Below are 25,084 nucleotides of genomic sequence, written 5' to 3'. Positions count from 1 at the left end.
TTCCCTAGGACACGCCGAGATCATAAATTCGTCGGATCATCTTTAGTTTCTCCACAAAATCGATCTGGAGATCTATCAGGCGACCTGAATGCACATCAAATACCCAGCCATGCACAGTAGGACTGCCTTGAGCAAGGTAGTGTTTTTGCACTACTGCAGTTTTGATAACATTAAAACATTGCTCTTCGACATTGATTTCAACAAGTCTTTTATATCTTGTTTCTTCATCAGTAATGGCCTCAAGTTCTGACTGGTGAAGGCGATAGACATCCCTGATATTTCTGAGCCAGGGATTGAGCAGCCCAAGGTCTTTAGACTGCATAGCAGCCTTGACTCCACCACAATAATAATGACCACAAACTACGATATGTTTGACCTGGAGATAGTCTACGGCATATTCTATCACACTGAGTGCACTGAGATCATTATTGCTCACCAGGTTGGCTATATTGCGGTGGACAAACATCTGGCCAGGCTTGACACCTGTCATTTCCTCCGCAGTCACCCTGCTATCACTGCAGCCTATGTATAGAAAATCGGGATTTTGGCCAAGTGATAATTGACTAAAAAACTCTTTATCATTCCGCTTCTTCTCTTCGATAAATCGTTTATTATTTTCGAACACTTCTTCGTAAGTAATCATATGGATCTATTCTTTATCGAACCAAGATATAACATTACATCAAAAAATCATTTTGAGCTGCCACTGGCTCAGGAATATTTGTATCCCCCAGCATTTCTCTCAGGTCGATCTCTATGGTCCTGGAGATACTGGTGATGGGCACATCATTATAAGTGCCTTCAAAGGGATTTTCTGAGTAATCCCCGATTTTTCCATCAAAAAAAAGACCCATATAATCAAGGCAGAAAATAGAATATTTAGCCACAGCATACTATCTCCCATGTCTTTAAATGCTTGTATCATTCCAAAGGGTATAAGCGCTGCAAATACCCAGGTCATCCACAATGCGACGGAAGCATACTGCCGGGGAAATGGGAAGTTTTTTATACGTTCACTTTTCCCTGATCTTCATAAAAGATTGAATCAGTCGATATAATTCCATATGCCTGAAATCTTCGATGTACCCTTTATTTTTAAGCTCCTGCAATCGTTTGCTTTGTGTCAATAATATTTGAGTGGAGATATTAGATTTGAGTTTGTATGCTTCAAACTCTTTTTCAGGAATGAAATTCATCAGCTCCTGGTCCATTTGATCATAATATTCCTCACAAATAGTAGGAGAATAAAGTCCTTTGATCCGGTTTTCAGTATGTTCCCATTTTCTGCTTAATCTCAACTGATATCGAAGTGCAGTCAACCATGCCAGGTGTCTGTATATAATTCCCGATGTATTGTACTCGCTTTATCCCCATCTCTCGATCTCACAAAGGAGATTATTGCACTGCCAAAAGTACGGCTGCTATTGACTATCGAGCCCCAGATCTTCCGTGCCTCCCAAGTCCTGTCATAAGAGCTATTATTTTTAAATCCCAGGTAGAAAGCAACTGCAATCCCTATTATGCTGACAGGTTGCCATGGGATGATAAGGTCCCAGTCCATAAAATAATCAATTAAAGTGACGGCGGCGGCATAAATAGCCCCTAATATAAATGGCTTTCTCGACCAATTAAATGTCATCCAAAATCCATAATTTTTATTGATATACATCAGGCATTAGTTTAGAGAAAATCTTGATATCAGTTTTTAAAACATTGATATCAAGAAATGGTTGAGTATATATCGACTTTTCTACCTTTTTCCATTTTGTAGAATCACTATGCCCTTACATCGCGATGACCCAGCCACTAAAGCTTATTCCGCAGTGGATAAAAATATTGAATCCTGACACTTGACCGCATCGCAGTGAAATTAGATTTGTTCAAGCCTAAGCAGACTGATTTTACCTGGTTACAATCCAAAATAAGTAAGACTAAAAGAGTGAAAAAACCTAAGAGTTTCACTAATTTGATCCTATTTGATTGATTTTAAATAAAATACAGGATTAAAATACCTCTATTTTTGCATTGCCCTACAAATGAAAAAATTTGGAATCGTAATATTGACTTTCATTTATCTCACCTCTACCTCTGGTGTCATGGTACATATGCACTACTGTATGGGAGAATTGGCAGATTGGGGATTTGGACGAGTGACTTCTGCTATTTGTAGTTTCTGTGGCATGGATAAGGGTCATGGACAAGACAATGGCTGTTGTAAAGATGAATTCACATTCATCCAGAACCATACCGATCAGCATTTTAATGAATCAGGATCAGACCCTGTCCATACTAATATTATTGACCTTCTGGTTTTTCATGACCAATCTCTTCCTTTACTGGCCACTTCTTCTAAGGCACTTCAGTTGATACATCATCCCCCACCTCGGGGTGTTTCCGGTATACTGACCTGTGTGCTTAACCAGGTTTTTCGTTTATAGCCTCCCCTTTTCATGAGTCATTCCATGGGGCACAGTCTCATGATGCCATGATGGATTTTATCTGGGATCTCAGCCTATTAAAGTACTCAGAATTTTCTAATCGAAGTTGTTCTGCTTGCCTTCTTCGAGGCCAAATAAAAAAAATGAGGCCAATCATCTTCCAAAATATAAATAGCTATGATATCAAATATTATATCCTGGTCATTAAAAAACAGGTTCATCGTTTTACTGTTAGCCACCGGTCTATTTGTATGGGGCATAGTCAACATGGAGAGGAACCCTATTGATGCCATTCCCGATCTCAGCGAAAACCAGGTCATTGTCTTTACAGAATGGATGGGGCGTGGACCACAAATCATGGAGGATCAGGTCACCTATCCTTTGGTGAGCAACCTGCAGGGTATTCCCAAAGTAAAAAATATCAGGGGGACTTCTATGTTTGGGATGAGTTTTGTGTATGTCATTTTTGAAGATGATGTAGATGTGTATTGGGCCAGGACCAGGGTATTGGAAAGGCTAAATTATGCACAACGATTATTGCCCAACGGGATCACACCGGCAATTGGACCTGATGGAACCGGAGTTGGCCATGTGTTTTGGTACACCCTGGATACAAAAAATCTTGACCTCGGAGAGCAAAGAGCCTTGCAGGATTGGTATATCAAACTTGCCATACAAACGGTACCCGGCGTTTCAGAAGTAGCATCCTTTGGAGGATTCGAAAAACAATATCAATTGGTACTTGATCCGGTAAAGTTACAGTTCTATAAGGTAAGCCTGATGGATGTAATGAACAAAGTAAAAGCCAGTAACAATGATGTAGGGGGCAGAAAATTTGAAATGAGCGACATGGCCTATATCATCCGGGGACTGGGTTACATAAAAAATAAGGACGATATAGAAAGTATTGCGGTCAGCAATAATAATGGTATTCCGGTAAGGGTGAAAGATATTGGCACCGTCCAGATGGGTGGCGATTTACGCTTGGGCATATTTGATGAAAACGGCGAAGGCGAAGTAGTAGGTGGTATTGTGGTCATGCGCTACGGCGAAAATGCTGATAAGGTTATCAAAGCGGTAAAAGAAAAAATGATCGATGTGCAAAAAGGACTGCCCGAAGGAGTAACCTTTAAAACAGCTTATGACCGCAGCGAACTGATTGAAGCAGCTATTGAAAATATCAAAGTAAAATTGCTTGAAGAAATGGCGGTTGTGGCCCTAATCGTTATCATTTTTTTGTTTCACTGGCGAAGTGCTTTAAGCATTATCATTCAGATTCCCATTACCGTTGCCATCAGTTTTATACTGTTGAATATGTTTGGCATTTCATCCAACATCATGTCACTTACTGGCATTGCATTGGCCATCGGCGTCATTGTAGATAACGGAATTATTATGAGTGAGAACGCGTACCGGCATTTATCAGACTGGCAAAACGCCCGAAACCCTAAATCGTAAGCTATGAAAAGATTATTTAAAAAATTAAAAAGCGAAAAGAATTACTACATTATTCCTGAACCGAAACGGATGCAATTGATCGAAAGAGCCTGCAAACAGGTGTCAAGAGGTGTCTTCTTTTCAACCATTATTATCATCACCTCTTTTCTGCCAGTCTTTCTATTGACCGGGCAGGAAGGAAAATTGTTTCACCCGTTGGCATACACCAAATCTTTCATCATGATAGTGGATGCATTGCTGGTGATTACATTAGCCCCTGTGCTGATATCCTTTTTTATGAAAGGTCGTTTCAGGCCGGAAACCCAAAACCCTGTAAATCGTATATTGGAAAAAATATACGAACCCTTAATTCGCACCTGTATAAAATGGCGTAAAACAACCCTCGCCATAAACATTGTTTTATTGGCTATAAGCCTTCCCATGCTGCTGAGTTTAGGTAAGGAGTTTATGCCACCGTTGGATGAAGGTTCTATATTATTTATGCCCGTTACGCTTCCTGATGTTTCAAACAGTGAAGCAAAACGGATTTTACAGGTGCAGGATAAACTCATTAAATCTGTACCTGAAGTAAAAAATGTATTGGGCAAGGCAGGCAGAGCCAATACTGCTACGGATAATTCTCCGATCAGCATGATTGAAACAATCGTTTTATTAAAACCTCAGTCTGAATGGAGAAAGGGAATGAATAAGAACGATATTATTAATGAACTCAATGCAAAATTGCAGATACCCGGTGTTACGAATGGATGGACACAGCCCATCATCAACCGTATCAATATGCTTTCCACCGGAATCCGTACTGATGTTGGTGTCAAAGTGTATGGACAAAATCTAGACACCATTTATGCTTTCGCTGAAAAAGTGAAGAAAGAATTGGAAGGTATAGACGGGGTAAAAGATCTGTATGTAGAACCAATTACAGGAGGCAAGTATATTGATATAATTGTAAAACGGGATGAAATAGGTCGGTATGATTTGACCGTAGATGATGTGAATAGCGTAGTCGAAATTGCATTGGGTGGTATGCGGCTTACCACTACCGTGGAAGGAAGGCAGCGGTTCTCCGTAAATGCAAGATTTGGGCAAGATTTCAGAAATAACCTTGAATCTATAAAACACTTACAGGTGCAAACCATGAAATTCGGCCCTGTGCCATTGGAAGCGGTAGCTGATGTCAAAATAACAGAAGGCCCGCCCATGATCAATTCTGAAAATGCCATGCTGAGAGGAACCGTATTGTTTAATGTCCGGGAAAGGGATTTAGGCGGTACGGTAAATGAAGCCAAAGAAAAACTGAATAAAATGATTACCAAACTACCAAAGGGTTACTTTTTAGAATGGAGTGGTCAATATGAAAGCCTGATCCGTAGTGAGAGGACATTAAAAATGATTTTACCTATTGTCCTAATAATCATTTTCTTGTCCATGTATTTTGCATTCAGGAATGCCAGAGAGGCCTTTTTGAGTTTGATCTCTATTCCTTTTGCACTGATTGGAGGGGCTTTCATGATTTATTTCTGGGGGGTCAACTTATCGGTTGCCGTTGCAGTAGGATTTATTGCTTTATTTGGGTTAGCCGTGGAAACAGGTATTGTCATGGTGATTTATCTCAATGATGCCATGCAGCAACTCGTAGAAAAAATGGAAATTCAAGAGAAACCATTTCCAAAACAGAATTGAAGGAATATGTCATTGCAGGCGCAGCAAAAAGATTGAGGCCTAAATTGATGACGGTAAGTGTATCTCTGTTTGCCTTGATCCCAATTTTATGGAGCCACGGTGTGGGAAGTGATGTGATGAAACCCATTGTACTGCCTATGGTTGGCGGCGTATTGACTTCTGCAACCCATATTCTATTGGTCACCCCACTGATCTTTTTAATGGCCAAGGAATATGAATTGAGAAAACATGGGAAAATTGAAGTAATGGAAACAAAACACTAAGCAATAAAAAAGAAATAGCATGAAACGAATACAAATAATTATTGCATTTCTACTAATCACATGGCAAGCAAAAACTCAAAACATGCTCACCATGAAGGAAATTCAATCAGCAATAGAAACCAATCATCCCGCCCTAAAAATGTTGGATGCAGAAGCCAACTCGTTGAATGAGGCAGCAAAAGGAGCCTATAGTTGGATGCCGACAGACCTTGGTGTAGGGGTATTTCTATTACCCTATAATCCAGCTCAATGGTTAGATCAGAATGGAACTCCTGGTCGCGGGATGTTTATGATTTCGGCTCAGCAGATGCTTCCTAATCGAAAAAAACAGCATTCTGAGTATGATTATATGCGAGCAAAATCTTCCATAGCGCATCAAAAAAAAGAGGTAGTGGTCAACGATCTTATATATATAGCCAGGAAAAATCTTTACGAGTGGATAGTTATAGGAAAAAAATGGAAGGTTCTTGAAGAAAACAAAAGACTTCTTCAGTTTATGATGCAAAGTGCGGAGATACGCTATAAAAATGGGCTTGGAAAAATAAGTGCTTATTATAAATCTCAGGCAGCACTGGCCAACGTGGAGAATATGATGCTCGTGCTGAAGAATGAAATTGCTGAAAAGAAAATTGCTATCAATACCGTTATGAATAGATCGCGGGATGAAGATTTTTTGATAGACACCAACATTGTTTGGTTCGACTTTGATCAGTCGATGTTTGATTCAAACTCTTTAATGAATCGAAAAAGCGAAATCAAGGTGATCGACAGGGCTATCCAAGTAAATAACCTGGCCCGGTCAGCCGAATTAGCTAAACTAAAACCGGAGTTTGGAATTAAATATGACCATATGACCAGGTGGACTGGCCGTCCTATGCAATTTTCATTAATGGGCATGATGAGGTTGCCTTTGCTCGGCAAATCGACTTTGATGAATGAAGCAAATGCGTCAAGCCTCCTATTGGAAAATGAAGCTTTAGAAAATCAACAGCAGGTGTATATCAACGAAGTTGAAGGGTTTGCACGATCCTCTCTGGTTGAGTTGGAGTTGAAAAAGAATCAAATGAAATTGTATGAGGAGCAGATCATTCCGGCTTTGAGAAGAAATTTTCAAACTATGCAGTTGGGTTACGAACAGAATACCGAAGATTTGTTTCAGCTTTTTGATGCCTGGGAAGCACTAAACATGACACAGATAGACTATTTCGACCAGTTACAGAAAGGATTACAGATGCAGGCAGAGTTGATGAAAATATTAGAAATAAAACAAAACGATTAGCATGTACCCAATTCATAAAATAAAATGGTTTGCAGTTGTAAGCATGGCCCTCTGCTTTTTTGCCTGCAATAGTGGTAACCAGCAAACAGAGATAATGTATACCTGTCCTATGCCAGAGGATTCCGTGTTCAGTGACCAACCCGGTACATGTCCTAAATGTGGAATGGATCTGGTACCAATAGAGAATCATACCATGCACGTGGGACAAGAAATAGCTGACAGCAGCATGGCAATAACTAAAGGATACACCTGTCCTATGCATCCGCAGGTGCATAGCGATATGGAAGGAACTTGTCCGATCTGCGGTATGCAACTCGAAAAGGTAAAGTCACCCAACGAATCCAAAGCTGTTTCGCTGAATGCCTTGCTCAAACCTTCTAATCAGCAGGTGATTGCCAATGTACCCATGGTTCACATGATGGCAAGGGAAGAAGATATAGAAATGGAATCATATGGATTTATCACTTATGACACAAGACAAACAGGCATTATATCCACTAACTTTTCAGGCCGTATTGAAAAGTTGTATGTGAAATATCGTTTTCAAAAAATCAACAGAGGACAGCGGATTATGGACATCTATAGCCCTGAACTATTGACTGCTCAGGAAAATCTTTTGTTTCTGCTAAAAAATGACCGGGAGAATGCTACGTTAATCAGTGCTGCAAAACAGAAATTGTTTCTGTTGGGTATGAGCAATCAACAAGTAAGTAGCGTGATGAATACTTCCAAACCATCTTATAATGTTTCTCTTTTCAGTAATTACAGTGGTCATATTCATGAAAGCACCAGCAAAGGCATGGGAAACAATCAACCCGCAACCATGCAACTGTTGGATGCTACTACCGCTGAATTATCCGTTAAAGAAGGAATGTATGTGCAGAAAGGACAAAACATTTTTTCGGTCTATAATCCGAATAAAGCATGGGCCATGCTGAATATTTTTACCGGACAGGCAGCTATGCTACAAGTGGGAAATAAAGTACACATCATTCCGGAAACAAATTCTGAAAATGATTTTAATGCCAGCATCAGCTACATAGAACCTTTTTATAATGAAGCCAGTAAAACAGTAACAGCTAGGGTCTACTTTGATAATTCCTCCTATAGACTTCCGATAGGCAGTCAGGTGAAAGCTACCATTTATGCTGGAAACCGTCTGGCAAACTGGCTGCCAGAGGAAGCAGTATTATCACTGGGCCTGGACAATGTGGTCTTTGTAAGGACAGGGGAAGCTTTTATGGCTAGAAAAATTGAAACCGGAATTACCAATAAATATCTGGTTCAGGTATTAAACGGCCTCGATAAAACAGAAGCCGTGGCCGCAAATGCACAGTACCTGGTAGACAGTGAAAGTTTCATAAAAACTAAATAAGGAATTATGAAAAAATATATAATAATTATCGCAGCCCTTTTACTAGTCTTTACATCCTGTCTAACTAAAAAGCCAACTAGGGTGAATAAAGACGAATATTATACCTGTAGTATGCATCCACAGATCATGCAGGACAAACCCGGAAATTGTCCAATCTGCCATATGGAATTGATAGTAGTAAAGAAAACCAATACAGCAGAAAATGAATTATTGCTCAATGATGAACAGATCCGATTGGGTAATATTCAAACAGATACCATTCGGTACGGATTGATCAGTGATAAAATGATATTGACTGCAACATTAAATACAGATGAAACCAAAGTGTCTAGCATCAATGCCCGAATCATGGGGCGCATCGACAGACTATATTATAAAAATATGGGTGATTATGTTTCTAAGGGAGCACATCTCTATGATCTGTATAGTGAGGAATTAAACAATGCTAAGCAGGAGTACCTAATAGCCTTTGAAAAACAAAATACACTCGATAATTCCATCATAGATTTTAACCGGCTGATTGAAAGTGCAAAAACAAAATTGATGTTATGGGGCATGAATGAATCACAAGTACAGGAGTTAGCCAAAACAAAACTGGCTTCTCCGCTTACATCGTTTTTCAGCAATACTTCTGGCTATATTACAGAATTGCCGGTGATGGAAGGTCAGTATGTATCGGAAGGAAGCACCATCGTAAAGCTGGCCGATCTTTCTTCTTTATGGGCAGAAGCCCAGGTATACAGTTCACAATTATCAGCTTTAAACCTGAAAGGAACTGTCATAGTCCAATTTCCGGATCTACCAGGCAAAGAATGGAAAGGAAAAATTGAATTTGCAAATCCTGAGATAGCATCAGACAGACGGCTTGTCCTGGTGAGAGTTTCTATACCTAACGCCAATGGCTTACTTAAGCCAGGAATGCCAGCTTATGTCATCATAAAAAGCAAAGAACTAAATTCACTCACACTTCCTACAGATGCTGTACTACGAAATGGAAAAACAAATATTGTATGGGTGCAGACAGTGAAAAATAGTTATAAAATGAAGATGATCCAAATCGGTCTGGAAAGTGGCGACAGGTTGGAAATAAAATCAGGATTGACAAACGGTGATGTAGTGGTAACACGGGGTGCTTATTTATTGAATAGTGAGTTTGTTTTTAAGAAAGGTGTCAATACCATGGCCGGCATGGATGGAATGGACATGGGCACAAATTAAGATTACTGAAATAAAATATGTATCAATGCTACTTTTGCTATTCAAATTGGCATCCATTTACGTTTAGGCAACTTTTCAAGCTTATTCTTAACAATAATTTTTGGCAAGCACCTTGCCAATTTCATCACTATATAGCAAATCTTAAAAGAGTCTGCAAAAGACAAAATTATTCATTCAAAACCAGATAATTTAATTCATGCCCATGAATTATTACAAAATCAAAAAATAATTTAAATGATGTCTCAATCAGGATACATTAATCGCTATCCAATTATAAAAAACACCAATATATACAGATAAATAATAGAGATTCTTAAAGCTACACAGGAATTTAAATATGTGAATGATGTAACATTTATCCTTATTTGTGTAATATATGTGGCATTTAAGAAAGTACATTTGGGTGGCGCTAATGATTAAGTTCAATTAAAAATACTAACAGCGGTAGTTGAAGTCTTTAATTCATTCTTTTCGCATCCTTTCAAAACCATACAAGTCAAAACCATGAACCTTGAAAACAGAAAACGAATAATGAATTCATGCTTAAATTGTGAACGGTAGTTTTACGAAGCTTGAAGGTCTAACAACAAAAGATCTAAAATTCAGGCCAGGCAATAAGGCAAACAGCTATTAACTAAATTCAACCTGAAACTGAGTACAATTATATGCTTTGTCCAAATCTACATCAATATTATAATCAACAAAATTAAAAATAATGAATAAATTAAAAACAATTTTAGTAACAACAGGATTGATACTTTATATTTCATCTTGTTCTCAAAGACAGAATCCTTCTGTATCAGAATTGCTGAATAACAAATCACAACAGGATTCTATTATGACTTATATTGCAAATAATCACCAGATGATGACCAACATGTTGAGTCATATGACAGACAACGGACATGCCATGCAGATGATGATGCAAAACGGACCAATGATGCAGGGTGTGATGAACATGGCTGAAAATGACAGTATATCAGGCCAATCAATGATGAATATGATGATGCAGCAACAGGGGATGATGAATATGATGATGAGCAAGATGATGCAGAATCCAGAGATGATTAAAACTATGATGAATATGATTTCTCAAAATCCCGGAATGATGAAAATGATGCAGGAAAAGAGCATGATGGGAGGAAAAGGAATGATGCATTAATTACGTACCGGTCTATACAGAAAGAAATATTGACAGTGAGACGAACAGAAGTAATACAGGTCGTTTTATGATAGCCATACAGGACAGGTGTAATATAAAAGCAATGAAAATAGAAACAAAGAAATATTAATTAGCAGCCAATTAAACAAATTTAAAAATGAAAAAAGAATATGACTTAACAGGTATGAGTTGCGGGGGATGTGTTAATAGCGTAAGGAACACATTACTCAAACTACCAGAAATCCAGGAGGCTGAAGTAGGATTAAATCCGCAACGTGCCATTCTTACCATGAACAAAAATGTTGATATCGCAGAATTACAAGCTCAACTAAAAACAGCAGGAAATTACACCATTAGGGAACTTGCCTCCAACTAAATATCAGCTTAAAAAAGACAACTGAAAACAACTCAAATAAAGTGTTGCGTAGAAATCTTTTACCACTATAAATAAAGTGTTGAAAGATACTAATGCAGAAAGAGAAAGATAAAATCGGAAAGGCTGTCGATAAATCCGTAAAAAGAATTGCGAAGATGTAAAAGAAAAAAAGAAAATTACAGCAACATCACAGGCAAAAAAACAGCCCTAAGCCATTTATTTAAAACAGAAAATTGTACATTTTATCAATAAATGCAAATGAGCACTAATAAATTTTAAATAAATAAACTGTTTATTAACCATTGTATTATAAAATAATGTCTCATTATATCTATCACTTCAGAGGAATGCACCTCCTATTAGTGGATTATTTGGATAGTACTTATCATCTGCATTTTTGCAACTCCTTTTGGCATCCCTGGTCAACCTGGAAAAAAAGATACCACGTTGGTTATTCTAATCACTAAATGAAATCGTACAGTATGCTTGTAGAAAGATGCAATCGGCAACCCAGGCATATCATTCCATCCGAAAAACATTGGTATCGAAATTATAAACTAGCGGAATTAGTCAACAATCATTTAATTTCACATAAATATCCTCAATCATAATATTAAAACATTGAATAGAATATAGAAAAGAGCAGAATATGAAACATACCTTGGTTAAATTTGATGGGGTAACCTCTATCTTTCACCGCTAGAGGTGTTGAGATGCTGATCAGGTTCAATGTCGTGAAGGACAATGCAAACATCCTGAATAATACAGCGACTGACAAATATTTTTAATAGAACAATTAGAGTTTATGAAAACAAGCAATATCAATGTACAAGACATGTTATCAGTGTGGAGCGTACAAGAAGTGGAAAAACACATTTGTGAAGTGCCAGGTGTAGAAAGTGTTACATTGAATTACGATACAGGAAATGCCACTGTACGATATGACGAAACCCTTCTGAATGTTGCTGATATCAAATCCGTTGTACGGCAAAGAAGTCATGAGTCCTTTGCACAGGAGAATTCGGAAGACAAACCTGCAGAACAGAATGGTGAAGTTATAGCAACCCCACCTTCAGCCGAAATTCTGGAGGAAAAGGATACCCCTGAAATCAAATCTCCTGCAAACATGAAAAATCCTGATGTGAATCCGCCGACCGGAACGGAAGTCAATCCAGAAAAAGCGAAAGAAAAGTCAACTGCAGCCAAACCACAGGAAGAAAACCACAAGTCCGAAATCAAACCAACTGCAATTGGGGAGAAGAGGGAGGAAGTTAATTCAGGTATTGACCACAGTAAGATGGATCATTCGAACATGGATCATTCGAACCTGCCTGCCGGCAAGGCAGGAATGAAAGACTCAAAAACGGATCATTCCAAAATGGATCACAGTAAAATGGATCATGGAAGTATTCCAATGGACATGGCCGGACACGATCACCATAAAATGATGATAAAGGATTTTAAAAAACGCTTTTGGGTAAGCCTCATTCTTACTGCTCCAATTCTAGTATTGTCTCCAATGATACAGGATTTCTTCAGATATAGGATTACAGTTCCATACAATTCATATATTCTGCTGGCACTGTCGTCTGTGATTTATTTTTGGGGGGGATGGCCATTCCTGAAAGGTTTCTGGAATGAAATAAAAGCCAAAGGTCCCGGCATGATGACGCTTATTGCAATGGCCATTTCAGTCTCTTATTTTTATAGCATGGCCACCGTTTTTGGTTTGAAAGGCGTTGACTTTTTCTGGGAACTGGCTACCCTAATTGTTATCATGCTATTAGGCCACTGGCTGGAAATGAAATCAGTACTAGGAGCATCCAAAGCATTGCAATTATTAGTAAGTATGATGCCTGCTGAAGCACACCGTGTAAAAAAAGATGGGCAAATAGAAGAGGTAAAACTGGAAGTTTTAAAGAAGGATGATACTATTTTGATCAAACCGGGAGAAAAAGTTCCTGCAGATGGAATCATTGTGGAGGGTAGCAGTTATTTAAATGAATCCATGCTCACCGGTGAATCGAAACCGGTAAAAAAAGAAAAAGAGAACAAAGTGATAGGAGGTTCTATCAATGGAAACGGTTCTTTAAAAATGCTGGTGGAACATACCGGCAAAGAAAGTTATCTAAATAAAGTAATCACGCTGGTAGAAGAAGCACAGAAAGCAAAATCTAAAATGCAGAACTTCAGCGACAGAGCAGCCAAATGGCTTACCTACATCGCTATGTCAGTTGGATTTATCACGTTGGCAGTTTGGCTGATTGTTGGGTATCCTTTTGTTTTTGCTTTGGAACGTATGGTTACGGTAATGGTGATTGCCTGTCCACATGCATTGGGCCTTGCTATTCCTTTGGTAGTAGCAATATCAACAGCAGTTTCGGCTCAAAACGGTTTATTGATTCGTAACCGGACAGCTTTTGAGGAATCGAGAAAGATTACAGCACTTTTATTTGATAAGACTGGAACATTAACCACCGGTGTTTTTGGAGTCACCCGATTTGCAACTGTCGACGCTTCAATTTCAAAAGATGAATTGTTACGATTGGCAAGTGCTTTGGAACAGACATCCGAACATCCGATAGCAGTTGGAATTATCAATAAAGTAAAAGAACTCAATATCACCATACCCCAGGCAGAGAAATTTAATGCCATTACCGGTAAGGGCGTTGAAGCACTGGTTGAAGGAAAATCTGTAAAGGTGGTCAGTCCGGGTTATTTAAAAGAAAAAAATCTATTAGTGGTGGAAGGCGCATTTTCAAGCAAAGCAGAAACTGTAGTTTTTATTTTGGTGCGTGATAAAGTGGCAGGATACATCGCATTGGCTGATGCCATAAGGCCGGAAAGTGCAGAAGCAATCCAGGTATTCAAAAAGAATGGCATTAAAGTGTTGATGGCTACAGGTGACAATGAAATAGTAGCAAAAGCCGTGGCTAATGAATTGGACTTGGATGGCTATTATTCAGAAGTATTACCCCATCAAAAAGTGGAGATTGTAAAAGAATTGCAAAGCAAAGGTGAATTTGTTGCCATGACAGGTGATGGTGTAAATGATGCACCGGCTTTGGCACAATCAGATGTAGGTATAGCAGTGGGTTCCGGAACAGATGTGGCAGCAGAAACAGCAGACATTATATTAGTCAACAGCAATCCCAAAGACATTGCTAATTTAATTCTCTTCGGAAAAGCCACTTACAAGAAAATGGTTCAAAACCTGGTATGGGCTACCGCTTATAACAGTATAGCTATTCCATTGGCAGCAGGCGTGTTATACAAATCAGGTTTTGTTTTAGGCCCCTCAGTAGGCGCTGTTTTTATGAGTTTGAGTACTATAATTGTTGCCATTAATGCTCAACTTCTAAAAAGTAAGCTCAGACAATACTAAAGCGACATTTAATCTCCATCTAATTCTTACCTTTGCGCCCCTGCCTGCGAAAGGCAAGTTATTTTATTATGGCAGAACAGATACAAGCACGACGCACTTTTGGCATTATTTCCCACCCGGATGCCGGTAAAACTACCCTGACCGAAAAACTTTTATTATTTGGGGGAGCTATACAGATAGCAGGTGCTGTAAAATCAAACAAAATCAAAAAAAACGACTACTTCTGACTTTATGGAGATAGAGCGACAGAGAGGTATTTCTGTCGCTACTTCGGTAATGGCCTTTGAGTATCGTGACATCCTCATCAACCTCCTTGATACCCCGGGTCACCAGGACTTTGCCGAAGATACTTTCCGCACCTTGACTGCGGTAGATAGTGCTGTCGTCGTCATTGATGTAGCCAAAGGGGTCGAGACTCAAACAGAGAAACTAGTCGAAGTATGCCGTATGCGTGATACGCCCATGATGGTTTTTATCAATAAACTCGACCGTGAAGGCAAAGATGCGTTCGATCTGCTGGACGAAGTCGAAGGCAAACTCAAACTCAAAGTTACCCCACTCTCCTGGCCGATAGGTATGGGGTCCCGCTTCCAGGGGGTATACAATTTGTATGAACAAAAACTTAATCTCTTTAAGCCTCACCACAAACAAGGGGAAGACGAAACCATCATCATCGATGACATTAAGAGTAAGGAGTTAGAAAAACACATCGGCGAATCTGCAGCCAAAGAACTGCGTGACGAATTGGAGACAGTCACTACAGTTTACCCAAAGTTTGATGTAAAAAAATATCTCGATGGATCCATCTCTCCGGTATTTTTTGGCAGTGCGGTCAATAATTTTGGGGTCAAAGAATTGCTGGATTGTTTTGTAGAGATTTCGCCACAGCCCATGCCTCGCATGACCGAAGAAAGAGTAGTCGTGCCGGAAGAAAAAAAATTCACTGGATTTGTATTTAAGATTCATGCCAATATCGATCCGAGACATCGGGATCGAATCGCCTTCGTACGGGTAGTGAGTGGGGTATTTGAGCGTAATAAATCTTACCACCTGGTGCGCCAGGATAAAAATCTTAAGTTCTCCAATCCATATTCTTTTATGGCTGCCAAAAAAGAAGTGGTCGACGAAGCCTTCCCTGGAGACATCGTAGGCCTTTACGACAGTGGCAATTTTAAAATTGGTGATACGATCACCGAAGGTGAAGATTTACATTTCAAAGGTATTCCCTCTTTTTCTCCAGAACAATTCAGGTACATTCTCAATACCAACCCACTTAAAACCAAACAACTCAATAAAGGGATAGAGCAGCTTATGGACGAAGGGGTCGCTCAATTATTTATAAAAGAAGATAGTGGTCGCAAAATCATCGGGACAGTAGGCGCACTTCAATTTGAAGTAATCCAATACCGTCTTGAGCATGAGTACGGAGCGAGCTGCTCTTATGAACCCTTGCCACTACACAAGGCATTGTGGTTTAAATGTGACGATACAGCTGCCTTAAATGAATTTATCCAGAGACGAAAAAAGACATAGCCCAGGACAAAGATGGCAAGTATGTATTGCTTGCTGAATCGCCCTGGACCTTAAGGATGGTGCAGGAAAGTCATCCCAAGATTGAATTCAGGTATAAGAGTGAGGAGTAAATCCTGATATTTCAGAGGCTTGTTTTAAGATAGAGCGAGACTCTTCATCTATCCATATGTATTAAGTTAACTTAAAGGTGATCAGGGTGGTCATACCCAGACTGAATAAAAGCCCCAGCGGAGCGCCTTTTTGGTAACTTAGACTAACAGCCACTTGCCAAAGTCCCGTAGGGACGACCTTTTGGAGTAAGGATGGAAAAATGGACAACCAATTAGGTGAGGATAAAATTAAAAGTTGAATACGCTTTTAAAAAATAACCAAATTATCACTAAGAAAGAATTCTACTTTTCGCCCGGGATAAGAAAATTGTTAAAATTAATACGCCCAGCAAAACTTAGTCAGGCCGAAAATCACCTTGAGCCTTCCAGGAATGCAGCTATAAATTTCAACGCCGGCTTTGGCAGATCATGTCCTCCCAGGTGAATATAATGATGCAATTTCAATCCGGTTTTAATATTTCTATAGATGGTCAGTTCGTCATTGATGATTTCGTGACTATCACATTGAAGCAAGGACTGCACGAGATCAGCTGATTTCAATTGATTGGCATTATTCACTACCCTGTCTTGTCTTCCAGTGATTATCATTGCAGACCTGGGCTCGAGCTCCGCACCTAGCAGATCTACTCCCTGGTGGGCATTGATGATAAATCCATTGAATAAACCCGCTCTTTCACTCCATAGCAGATAAGTGAATCGACCCCCATTACTATGACCCATGGCATAGATCTTATCTTTAAGCTTTGGATAGGACGACTTCAAATGTTTGACCAGCATATCGATCGCATACAAATCCCGATCTTCTCCATCCCCTTTCTTTCGTTGCCAACCATTTTTTAATCCCTTGGGATCAAATCCGCCACCGATACCAGGGATACCCTGCAGATAAACTATCAATCCCTCAGAAAAAATATTTTGAAGAACGTACTTTTTGGCAAATCCTTCCGCAGTGCCTCCATTGCCATGAAATACGATCACTATATACTTTGGCGTAGGGACTTCATCATTGGAGAGATAAGAACGTGTTGTTCCATTCACCTCAAAAGTATGCGTAGTCAATGGTGTAGATTCAGTTTTATTCATTAGCCTACTAAGCTAATAATTTATGCAACAGCGTGAGCAAGACGCTTAAAATATTTACATTCTGGGTCATATTTATCACCCCGCGAAACCTGGGAAGCTCCATCCAGGCAAGGACTTTGGCACCATTTTTGATTCCATATCATATTAAAAATATATTTAATATAATGAAGGTCTGTTTGAAGGCGTGTTTGATCCTGTTAATAGTGATTTCTTCAAGCACGTTACACAGCCAGAACATCACCAGATCTTGTGGAAGTGACGGGATTTACCTTCAACAATTACAGACCAATCCAGCTTTTCTACAGACTCGTAACCTCATATCTGATCATACCCATACCTATCAATCGGGACAAGGTATGCGCAGGGCAGAGATCCATATCCCGGTAGTAGTACACGTAGTGTATAATACTGAATTACAAAATATCAGTGATTCACAGATCATAGCCCAGATCAATATTCTCAACAAAGATTTTGGCACCATTCAAACTCAAAAGTATGCTCAGGCTGCTGCGAGTTCGATCCGATTTCACCTGGCCACGGTAGATCCGATGGGTTATAGGACTAATGGAATCACCAGGACTTATACGACACTTTCAAAATTCCCTATTGGCCCTGTGGTAATGTCAGATCTCTATGGAGGCAAGTCCCCATGGCCGTCCCAGCATTATCTAAATATATGGGTAGCGAATGTATCAGGGGTATTGGGATATGCTTATATGCCCGGTGATTCAAGAGATGGCGTCGTCATCAATTACAAATATTTCGGCCCAAATGAAAAATATAGCCCTTTTGATATGGGTCGAACAGTGACCCATGAGGTAGGTCATTGGCTTAATCTATTTCACACCTGGGGTCTAAGCACCGGTTGCGAAGCGGATGACGAGGTAGACGACACTCCTAATTCTGCAGAACCAAATTATGGCTGCAAAATAGACCATCCTTCATGTTCTGGCATCGATATGGTCGAGAATTTTTTAGACTATTCGGATGATGCTTGCATGAGCTTATTCACTCAAGGCCAGGTCGACAGGATGGAAGCTTTGTTTGCTCCTGGAGGATATCGGGCATCTATCTTACAGTCTCCTGGATTATCTATTGGTATCATAGCTCATTGTAGTGATGGTATTCAAAATGGCGATGAAACAGGTATCGACTGCGGAGGAGAATGTGGCCCTTGTCCAACTGTAGCTTTAAACACTTGTCATGATGGTATTCAAAATGGCAAAGAGACCGGCATCGATTGTGGAGGTGATTGTGCCCCATGTCCATGTATAGGAGCAGGAATGTTTTCGATGTTTGATTATATCCAATCTGTATCCATCAATGATAGTACCCATAGCACAGGGGACGATCATGGCTATGCCGCCTTTGACGATACCTATTTACCCTTGTATACCAATAAGACAAACTCTATAGTCTTAAAACCTGCCCCCAACGATTACCAAACACAACAACATTGGTCCATTTGGATTGATTGGAATAAAAATGGACTTTTTGATAATGATCAGGAATGGGTTTATCACCATCAGGACATCGGTACCATCACAGATACACTCACTCTAAAATATTTTCCATCGACTTTTAAACTTGCCACTTCAGATACTTTTTCCATGAGGGTCCAAATGCAGTGGGCGTTGCCTCACTCTGCTTGCGATACCTTCGATTTTGGTGAAACAGAAGACTATAAAATTATTTTACAGGAAGCCATCTTGATCGATCCTTGTCAAAACGGCATTCAGGATGCTTCTGAAACCGGTATTGACTGTGGCCCGTACTGCAAACCCTGCCAGATCAATTATTGTATTTCCAAAGGAAAAATCAGCAAATATGAATTTATCAACCAGGTCAGCATCGGCAGTCAACTTTTTAAAACAGGCAATAATAATGGGTACCTGGACCACACGGAGGCCACCATTGAAGTAAATCCCGGACAACTGCTGGACATCCATCTTCAAGCAGGCTTCGCCGGAAATTATACTCTTTCTGAAAATTGGTATATGTGGGCCGATTGGAATCAGGATGGAGATTTTGATGACCTCAATGAAATGCTTTTGCAGAAAACCAGCGCACTCTCCATCCACGAAAACATAAATATCCCTGCTTGGGTAACACCAGGCAGCTACCGACTCCGCATCCAAATGCGTGACAGTAAAAAAAGCAATGCTTGCGAGACCTTTAGTTTTGGTGAAGTAGAAGATTACACTTTATCTGTAAATCATATAAATGCCAGAGTGCTTCCCCCTAAGGCTCCAACCACCATCACTGTCTATCCCAATCCGGTGAGCTCCTGGTTAAATATCCGGTTTGGAAAACTTCCCTCCGGAAAAATAAAAGTTTACCTCATCAATGAGCTTGGACAAATGGTCTATACCGGTCTCGCCCAAATTACAGGAGAAAATAATATTACTCTGGATTGTCAAAATGTACGTGAAGGAGCGTTTACGCTAATATGTAGGACAGAAAATTGGCAGGAAACAAAAAGCATCCTGATCTTCCATTAATTAATTCTTCCTAAAGCTGGATACAAAAAAACGATCAGGTGCTTCTCTTTCTATAATTCAACACCGCCAGGGTATTCAACACAATCCCAAATACGATCATCGCCTTCAGTTCAGGGATCAAATCTCCAATACCACTTCCCTTGATTACAATAGCTCTCATAACACGGATAAAATATCGCACAGGATTAAAAGACGACAAAGTTTGTGCCCAATCTGGCATGGATTCGATCGGCGTATACAGACCTCCCATCAGCACAAAAAACATGACTATAAAAAAAGAAAACAAAGTCGCCTGCATCTGGGTGTCTACCAGCGTGCTCAACAATAGCCCTACTCCCAATGCGCCTATCAAATACACTCCCGAGAAAAAATAAATCGAAAAATAAGAACCTCTTGGTACGATCCCATAAATAAAATAAGCTACCAACAAACCCAAAGTGATCGACACGAGGCCAAGCACCCAAAATGGAATTAATTTGCCAAGCAAAAATTGATACCTTTTCATCGGGCTTACATTTAATTGTTCTATCGTGCCGATTTCTTTCTCCGATACGATATTAAGTGCAGACATCAGACCACCAACCATCGTAACCAATAAGGCTAAGATACCCGGTACCATAAACAAAGGGTATTTGATCAATGGATTATACCAAAAGGAAGTATTCACCTCAATAAGGGTCATTTCATTAAATCTGGGCATCTGAACCAGCCTTTCCCTGATCTGTTGATTATAATCTCCAATGATCTGGGATGCGTAGGTGACACCCAGAGAAGCTTTGGTGCCGTTGACGGCATCTGCTTCAATAGAAACCGATGCTTTGTTTTCACGAATCAGATCTTTTTCAAAATTATGTGGCACAGTGATAGTCAGATCGGCTATATTCTCTTCGATATTATGCAGCGCTTTGTCAGGATGGTCAGGTACGCTGACCAATCTAAAATACGGAGAAGCCGCCAGTTTTTGGATCATCTCCTGGGAATAGGTAGAATGATCGAAATCAATGACCTGAAGATTGATGTTGCGCACCTCATAGTCTGCTGCCAGTGGTATCAAAATCAATTGAACTATCGGCATCATGATCATCATACGCAAAATGGCAGGCTGACGAAAGATTTGTGCAAATTCTTTTCGCACGATGACTAATAATTTTTTCATTGTAGATGCACTTTAAACTTTTTAACTGCAATAGCGATCAAAACTATCGTCATACCTCCTAAAATCAATGTCTCTTTCCAAATACTGGCTATGCCCAAACCTTTAATCATGATCGCCCGCACTATGCTATAATACCATCTCGTAGGTACCACATGAGAGATGACTCGAAGTGGCAAAGGCATGTTTTCTATAGGGAACATAAATCCGCTGAATATCAAAGCCGGCAACATCAATCCTACCAACGAAATAAACATGGCCACCTGTTGCTTTTCAGTAGAAGTGGATATCAACAATCCCAAAGCAAGAGTGGTGCTGATAAATAACACACTCTCCGCCAACAATAAGAACAAACTGCCCCGGATAGGAACATTTAATACAAAGACAGATAAAAACAAAATGATCAATACATTGACAAAGGCCAGCACCATATAAGGCACTGCCTTGCTGATCACGATCTGCATCGGATGCATCGGCGATGCAAGCAAAACTTCCATGGTGCCTGTTTCCTTTTCTCGTACGATGGCCACTGATGTCATCATAGCGCCAAGGATCATAAGGATCAGGGTCATCACACCGGGTACAAAATTAAATGCACTGATCAGTTGAGGATTGTACAGCATATGCGGCTCCACTTTGATCTCATAGGGCAGCTTGGTCAGGCCCAGACCTTCCGATTGAAAATTCCTCAATATCGCCCCCGCATAATTAGCAGCTATAGCCGCCGTATTTGGATCAGAAGCATCAGCCAGGATCTGCACCGATCCTTTGTTGGTATGTTTCAGATCCTCCGCAAAATGGGCAGGAAATACTATGGCAAGCAAAGCTTTACCTTGTTCAAACCAGGTGCTGACTTCTTTGCTGTCATCAATCGTGCCCACCACATGAAAATATCTACTTTCATCAAATCGATCGATCAACGCAGCACTCATCTCATCATGTGCCTGATTGATGATGACTACCCGGGATTCCTTGACCTCATTGCTCAGGGCAAATCCAAATAGTGTCATCATCATCACCGGCTGAGCCAACAAAAAAAACAAGCTTCGCCCGTCCCGCAGCACGTGCTTAAATTCTTTGACGATCATGGCATAAAGTGATGATTTCATTTGTTTATTTCAGTTTTGTAAGGGGTATAGCATGAGCAATTCCGTTCGATAACTGCATTTCTCCTATTTATTAAATTTATTCATTTCGTTCAGTTTTCAGGTATCAGGTGCCCGCTTTGAGTCTTCAGGCAATTCAACAATTCTTCATTCCTTCTCCCGAAGTTTCATGATGCCTATTGCTAATTGCCTATTGCCTATTGCTTATTGATTCTTGATTTTTTCATTCATTCGACCGCACAACCCCAACCCTGAAGGGGGTCTCCCGAATCTTCGGGACGCACTATTGCCTATTCCCTATTCCCCTCTCACAGCTTTCCTCGCCAATTTTCTAAATACCTCATCCATATTTTTACTTTCATATTTTTCCTTTAGTGCAGTCGGAGTATCCAGTGCCGCTATTTGGCCATCCACCATGATGGATACCCTATGACAATACTCAGCTTCGTCCATATAATGTGTAGTGGCGAATACTGTAAGGCCATCATTAGACGCTTCGTAGATCATATCCCAAAACTGTCTTCGGGTGATAGGATCTACACCTCCGGTAGGCTCGTCCAAAAAAACGATAGAGGGTTTGTGTTGAATCGCTACTGAAAAAGCCAATTTTTGCTTCCAGCCCAGGGGTAAAGAGCTGAGCAGTTTATTGGCGTAGGCAGTCAATCCTAGCCTTTCCAGCAAAGCCTCACTTTTGAGTTTTAATTCTTTTGATGGAATATCGTAAAGACCACCATAAAATCGTATGTTTTCTCTTACTGTCAGATCATTGTACAAAGAAAACTTTTGACTCATATAGCCTATGTTTTTTTTGATGTCTTCACTTTGGGTTGCAATGTCATATCCGGCCACAGTACCTGAACCTGAGCTGGGCAATAATAACCCACAGAGCATGCGCATGGCAGTAGTCTTTCCTGCTCCGTTTGCTCCAAGGAAACCAAAAATTTCACCTTTTTTCACATCAAAGGTGATATGGTCTACTGCCGTAAATGCACCAAATGTTTTAGTCAGATCTTTTACTTCGATGGCATTCATACAGCTAGATTCATTTTTTCCATAAATATGTCTTCTATGCCCGGAGCTATTTCTTTGATCTGCGTATCGTTTATTCCTTGTTGTTCCAGAAAACCAGTAAGCCCTGCGATATCATCATCTTCCAACTGGACATGATGCGAATCTCCAAATGCATAACATGAATGCAAGGATGGATAAAGTCTGATAGATTTCATCAATTCATACATAGACTCAGCTTTGACGGCATAGATCTTATGCGCAGCATACTTAGTCACCGCAGCAGGAGTACCAGTCTCCAATATTTTACCATTTTGTATCAGAGATATTCTGTCACACATAGCTGCTTCATCCATATAAGGGGTAGACACTATGATGGTGATTCCTTTGGCTTTTAATTTGATCAGCATTTCCCAAAACTCCTTTCTTGATACAGGGTCTACCCCGGTGGTGGGCTCGTCCAGAAGTAATACTTTGGGTTCGTGTATAAGTGCACAGCAGAGCGCTAATTTTTGTTTCATACCTCCGGAAAGTTTGCCGGCGCGTCTTGATTTGAATGGTTCCAACTGGACATACAAATCTTTGATCAATTCGAAATTTTCTTTGATAGTCGTATTAAACACTGTGGCAAAAAACTGAAGATTTTCTTCTACTGAAAGATCCTGGTACAACGAAAATTTACCCGGCATATACCCGATAATAGAGCGTATTTGGAGGTAATCTGTGACTACATCAAATCCGGCCAAGGTTGCACTTCCACTATCAGCAATCAACAGGCTGGCAATGATTCGAATCAAGGTAGTCTTGCCTGCTCCGTCTGGACCGATCAATCCGTATAACTCTCCTTTATCTACAGACAAGGATATATCCTGCAGGGCTTTGATCTTGCCTTTGTCATACGATTTTTAGATATTTTTTACTTCTACGATAGCCATTACCAATTGATTTCAGCAAACATGCCTATTTTGATTTTCCCATCATTGGCCGTCTTTATTTTGACAGGATATACCAGATTGGCCCGCTCGTCTACCGTCATGATAGATTTAGGGGTAAACTCTGCTTTGTCCGAGATCCAAATGATCATACCAGGGTAGGTGCTTTTGGTATCCTCGCCTTGATTGGTGATGACTTCAACAGTTTGTCCCAACTTGATCTCTCCAAGTTGAGTGCCGGTGATATATGCTTTGAGATAAAGTGTATCGAGGTTAGCTATTTTATACAGTGCTTTACCGGGATTGGCCATTTCATAAGCATAAGTATATTGGGTAAGGACCGTGCCATTAATCGGATTGATGATATTGCATTTTTCTTCGAGATCTTTGAGTTGAGCTTCGCGGGCAGTCATGGGTGATTTTTCAGCAAGAATAGCCCTATTTTGAGTAGCTGTATTCTTTAGAGCCGCCTCCATCTGTTGTTTGTATACCCCTATTTGAGCTGTAGCGCTTTCAATTTGCTTTTGAAGTATTGCTTTATTACTTTGGATATCATCCAATTGTTTAGAAGGGATAGCCCTGGCTTCAACCAATTTCTTCAGCCTGGCTTCTTCCCGCAGCGTTGTAGCCATCTGCTCCTGTAACACATTTACCTGGTTTTGCTGGACAATGACCTGCTGCTGCAAGACTTTGATATTGGGACCTGCATCGGCAGTTTTATATTGAAGTATATTGAGCGATTCAGTCGCTTGTTTTACAGATAGCTCTTGTTGGCTACAATCGATCTTTCCTACTAACTGTCCCGCAGTCAGAGTGTATCCTTCCTCGATATTCAATTGATTTACCCTACCTCCAGCCAAAGAAGAAACGATGATTTCTTTGGCTTCGAAAATACCACTGGCCTTGTAAGAGTCACCTTTTTTGCTGCAAGCAGTAATGAGTAAAATCGATACCCCTGCGTAGCATGCCATTGAATGTAGATTTATAATTTTCATTTTCTTCTATTTTATATTTCGGATTATTT

Annotated in this window: 15 protein-coding genes and 4 pseudogenes; 11 read left to right on the top strand and 8 right to left on the bottom strand. The window is 40.1% G+C overall.

Translation table 11 applies throughout. From position 1 onward, the window contains the following. Window positions 1-4: 4 nt before the first annotated feature. Complete coding sequence (locus IPJ09_18740; protein MBK7373429.1) at window positions 5-643, bottom strand: carbonic anhydrase; 639 nt, start codon at window positions 641-643, stop codon at window positions 5-7. A 34-nt stretch (window positions 644-677) separates the two neighbouring features. Then, window positions 678-1,669 (bottom strand): annotated as a pseudogene (locus IPJ09_18735) (hypothetical protein). A gap of 367 nt (window positions 1,670-2,036) precedes the next feature. Here IPJ09_18735 and IPJ09_18730 point away from each other — a divergent pair. From IPJ09_18730 to IPJ09_18685, 10 genes and pseudogenes are all read left to right on the top strand, one after another. Further along, window positions 2,037-2,438 carry a hypothetical protein gene (locus tag IPJ09_18730; GenBank protein MBK7373428.1) on the top strand — a complete coding sequence of 134 codons (402 nt, stop codon included), beginning with the start codon at window positions 2,037-2,039 and terminating at the stop codon, window positions 2,436-2,438. Window positions 2,439-2,615: 177 nt separating this feature from the next. Beyond that, window positions 2,616-3,896 carry an efflux RND transporter permease subunit gene (locus IPJ09_18725; protein ID MBK7373427.1) on the top strand — a complete coding sequence of 427 codons (1,281 nt, stop codon included), beginning with the start codon at window positions 2,616-2,618 and terminating at the stop codon, window positions 3,894-3,896. A 3-nt stretch (window positions 3,897-3,899) separates the two neighbouring features. Continuing rightward, window positions 3,900-5,839: pseudogene (locus tag IPJ09_18720) on the top strand (efflux RND transporter permease subunit). Window positions 5,840-5,858: 19 nt separating this feature from the next. Further along, window positions 5,859-7,118 carry a TolC family protein gene (locus IPJ09_18715; GenBank protein MBK7373426.1) on the top strand — a complete coding sequence of 420 codons (1,260 nt, stop codon included), beginning with the start codon at window positions 5,859-5,861 and terminating at the stop codon, window positions 7,116-7,118. A 256-nt stretch (window positions 7,119-7,374) separates the two neighbouring features. Further along, on the top strand, window positions 7,375-8,493 hold the full coding sequence (locus IPJ09_18710) for an efflux RND transporter periplasmic adaptor subunit (GenBank protein MBK7373425.1): 1,119 nt from the start codon (window positions 7,375-7,377) through the stop codon (window positions 8,491-8,493). A gap of 6 nt (window positions 8,494-8,499) precedes the next feature. Then, complete coding sequence (locus tag IPJ09_18705) at window positions 8,500-9,711, top strand: efflux RND transporter periplasmic adaptor subunit (GenBank protein ID MBK7373424.1); 1,212 nt, start codon at window positions 8,500-8,502, stop codon at window positions 9,709-9,711. A 715-nt stretch (window positions 9,712-10,426) separates the two neighbouring features. Next, window positions 10,427-10,873: a hypothetical protein gene (locus IPJ09_18700; protein ID MBK7373423.1), complete on the top strand. Its 447-nt coding sequence runs from the start codon at window positions 10,427-10,429 to the stop codon at window positions 10,871-10,873. Window positions 10,874-11,030: 157 nt separating this feature from the next. Beyond that, window positions 11,031-11,249: a heavy-metal-associated domain-containing protein gene (locus IPJ09_18695; protein ID MBK7373422.1), complete on the top strand. Its 219-nt coding sequence runs from the start codon at window positions 11,031-11,033 to the stop codon at window positions 11,247-11,249. Window positions 11,250-12,054: 805 nt separating this feature from the next. Continuing rightward, window positions 12,055-14,634, top strand: coding sequence for a cadmium-translocating P-type ATPase (cadA, locus tag IPJ09_18690; protein ID MBK7373421.1), 2,580 nt, complete (start codon window positions 12,055-12,057; stop codon window positions 14,632-14,634). A 68-nt stretch (window positions 14,635-14,702) separates the two neighbouring features. Further along, window positions 14,703-16,277: pseudogene (locus tag IPJ09_18685) on the top strand (peptide chain release factor 3). Window positions 16,278-16,628: 351 nt separating this feature from the next. Here IPJ09_18685 and IPJ09_18680 read toward each other — a convergent pair. Then, on the bottom strand, window positions 16,629-17,360 hold the full coding sequence (locus IPJ09_18680; GenBank protein ID MBK7373420.1) for a hypothetical protein: 732 nt from the start codon (window positions 17,358-17,360) through the stop codon (window positions 16,629-16,631). A 32-nt stretch (window positions 17,361-17,392) separates the two neighbouring features. Here IPJ09_18680 and IPJ09_18675 point away from each other — a divergent pair, with 32 nt between their 5' ends. After that, window positions 17,393-19,861, top strand: a complete 2,469-nt coding sequence (locus IPJ09_18675; protein MBK7373419.1) for a hypothetical protein — start codon at window positions 17,393-17,395, stop codon at window positions 19,859-19,861. A 34-nt stretch (window positions 19,862-19,895) separates the two neighbouring features. Here the strand turns inward: IPJ09_18675 and IPJ09_18670 are convergent, their stop codons facing one another. The 5 genes and pseudogenes from IPJ09_18670 to IPJ09_18650 form a co-directional block, all read right to left on the bottom strand. Further along, complete coding sequence (locus IPJ09_18670) at window positions 19,896-21,017, bottom strand: ABC transporter permease (protein MBK7373418.1); 1,122 nt, start codon at window positions 21,015-21,017, stop codon at window positions 19,896-19,898. Next, entirely contained in the window at window positions 21,014-22,123 is a 1,110-nt protein-coding gene (locus tag IPJ09_18665) for an ABC transporter permease (protein MBK7373417.1), read from the bottom strand. Before IPJ09_18665 ends, IPJ09_18670 begins: the two co-directional genes overlap by 4 nt. Before the next feature lie 294 nt (window positions 22,124-22,417). Continuing rightward, window positions 22,418-23,152, bottom strand: coding sequence for an ABC transporter ATP-binding protein (locus IPJ09_18660; GenBank protein MBK7373416.1), 735 nt, complete (start codon window positions 23,150-23,152; stop codon window positions 22,418-22,420). Further along, window positions 23,149-24,063, bottom strand: a pseudogene (locus IPJ09_18655) (ABC transporter ATP-binding protein). Before IPJ09_18655 ends, IPJ09_18660 begins: the two are co-directional and overlap by 4 nt. After that, window positions 24,063-25,055 (bottom strand): HlyD family efflux transporter periplasmic adaptor subunit, encoded by a 993-nt coding sequence (locus IPJ09_18650; protein ID MBK7373415.1) that lies wholly within the window; start codon window positions 25,053-25,055, stop codon window positions 24,063-24,065. The pseudogene IPJ09_18655 and the gene IPJ09_18650 overlap by 1 nt, the downstream one beginning before the upstream one ends. Between the last annotated feature and the right edge of the window lie 29 nt (window positions 25,056-25,084).

The sequence above is a fragment of the Saprospiraceae bacterium genome (assembly GCA_016709995.1).
GTDB lineage: Bacteria > Bacteroidota > Bacteroidia > Chitinophagales > Saprospiraceae > JADJLQ01.
The sequence above is the reverse complement of the archived record's forward strand: the minus strand, read 5'-3'. Positions and strand labels throughout refer to the sequence as shown.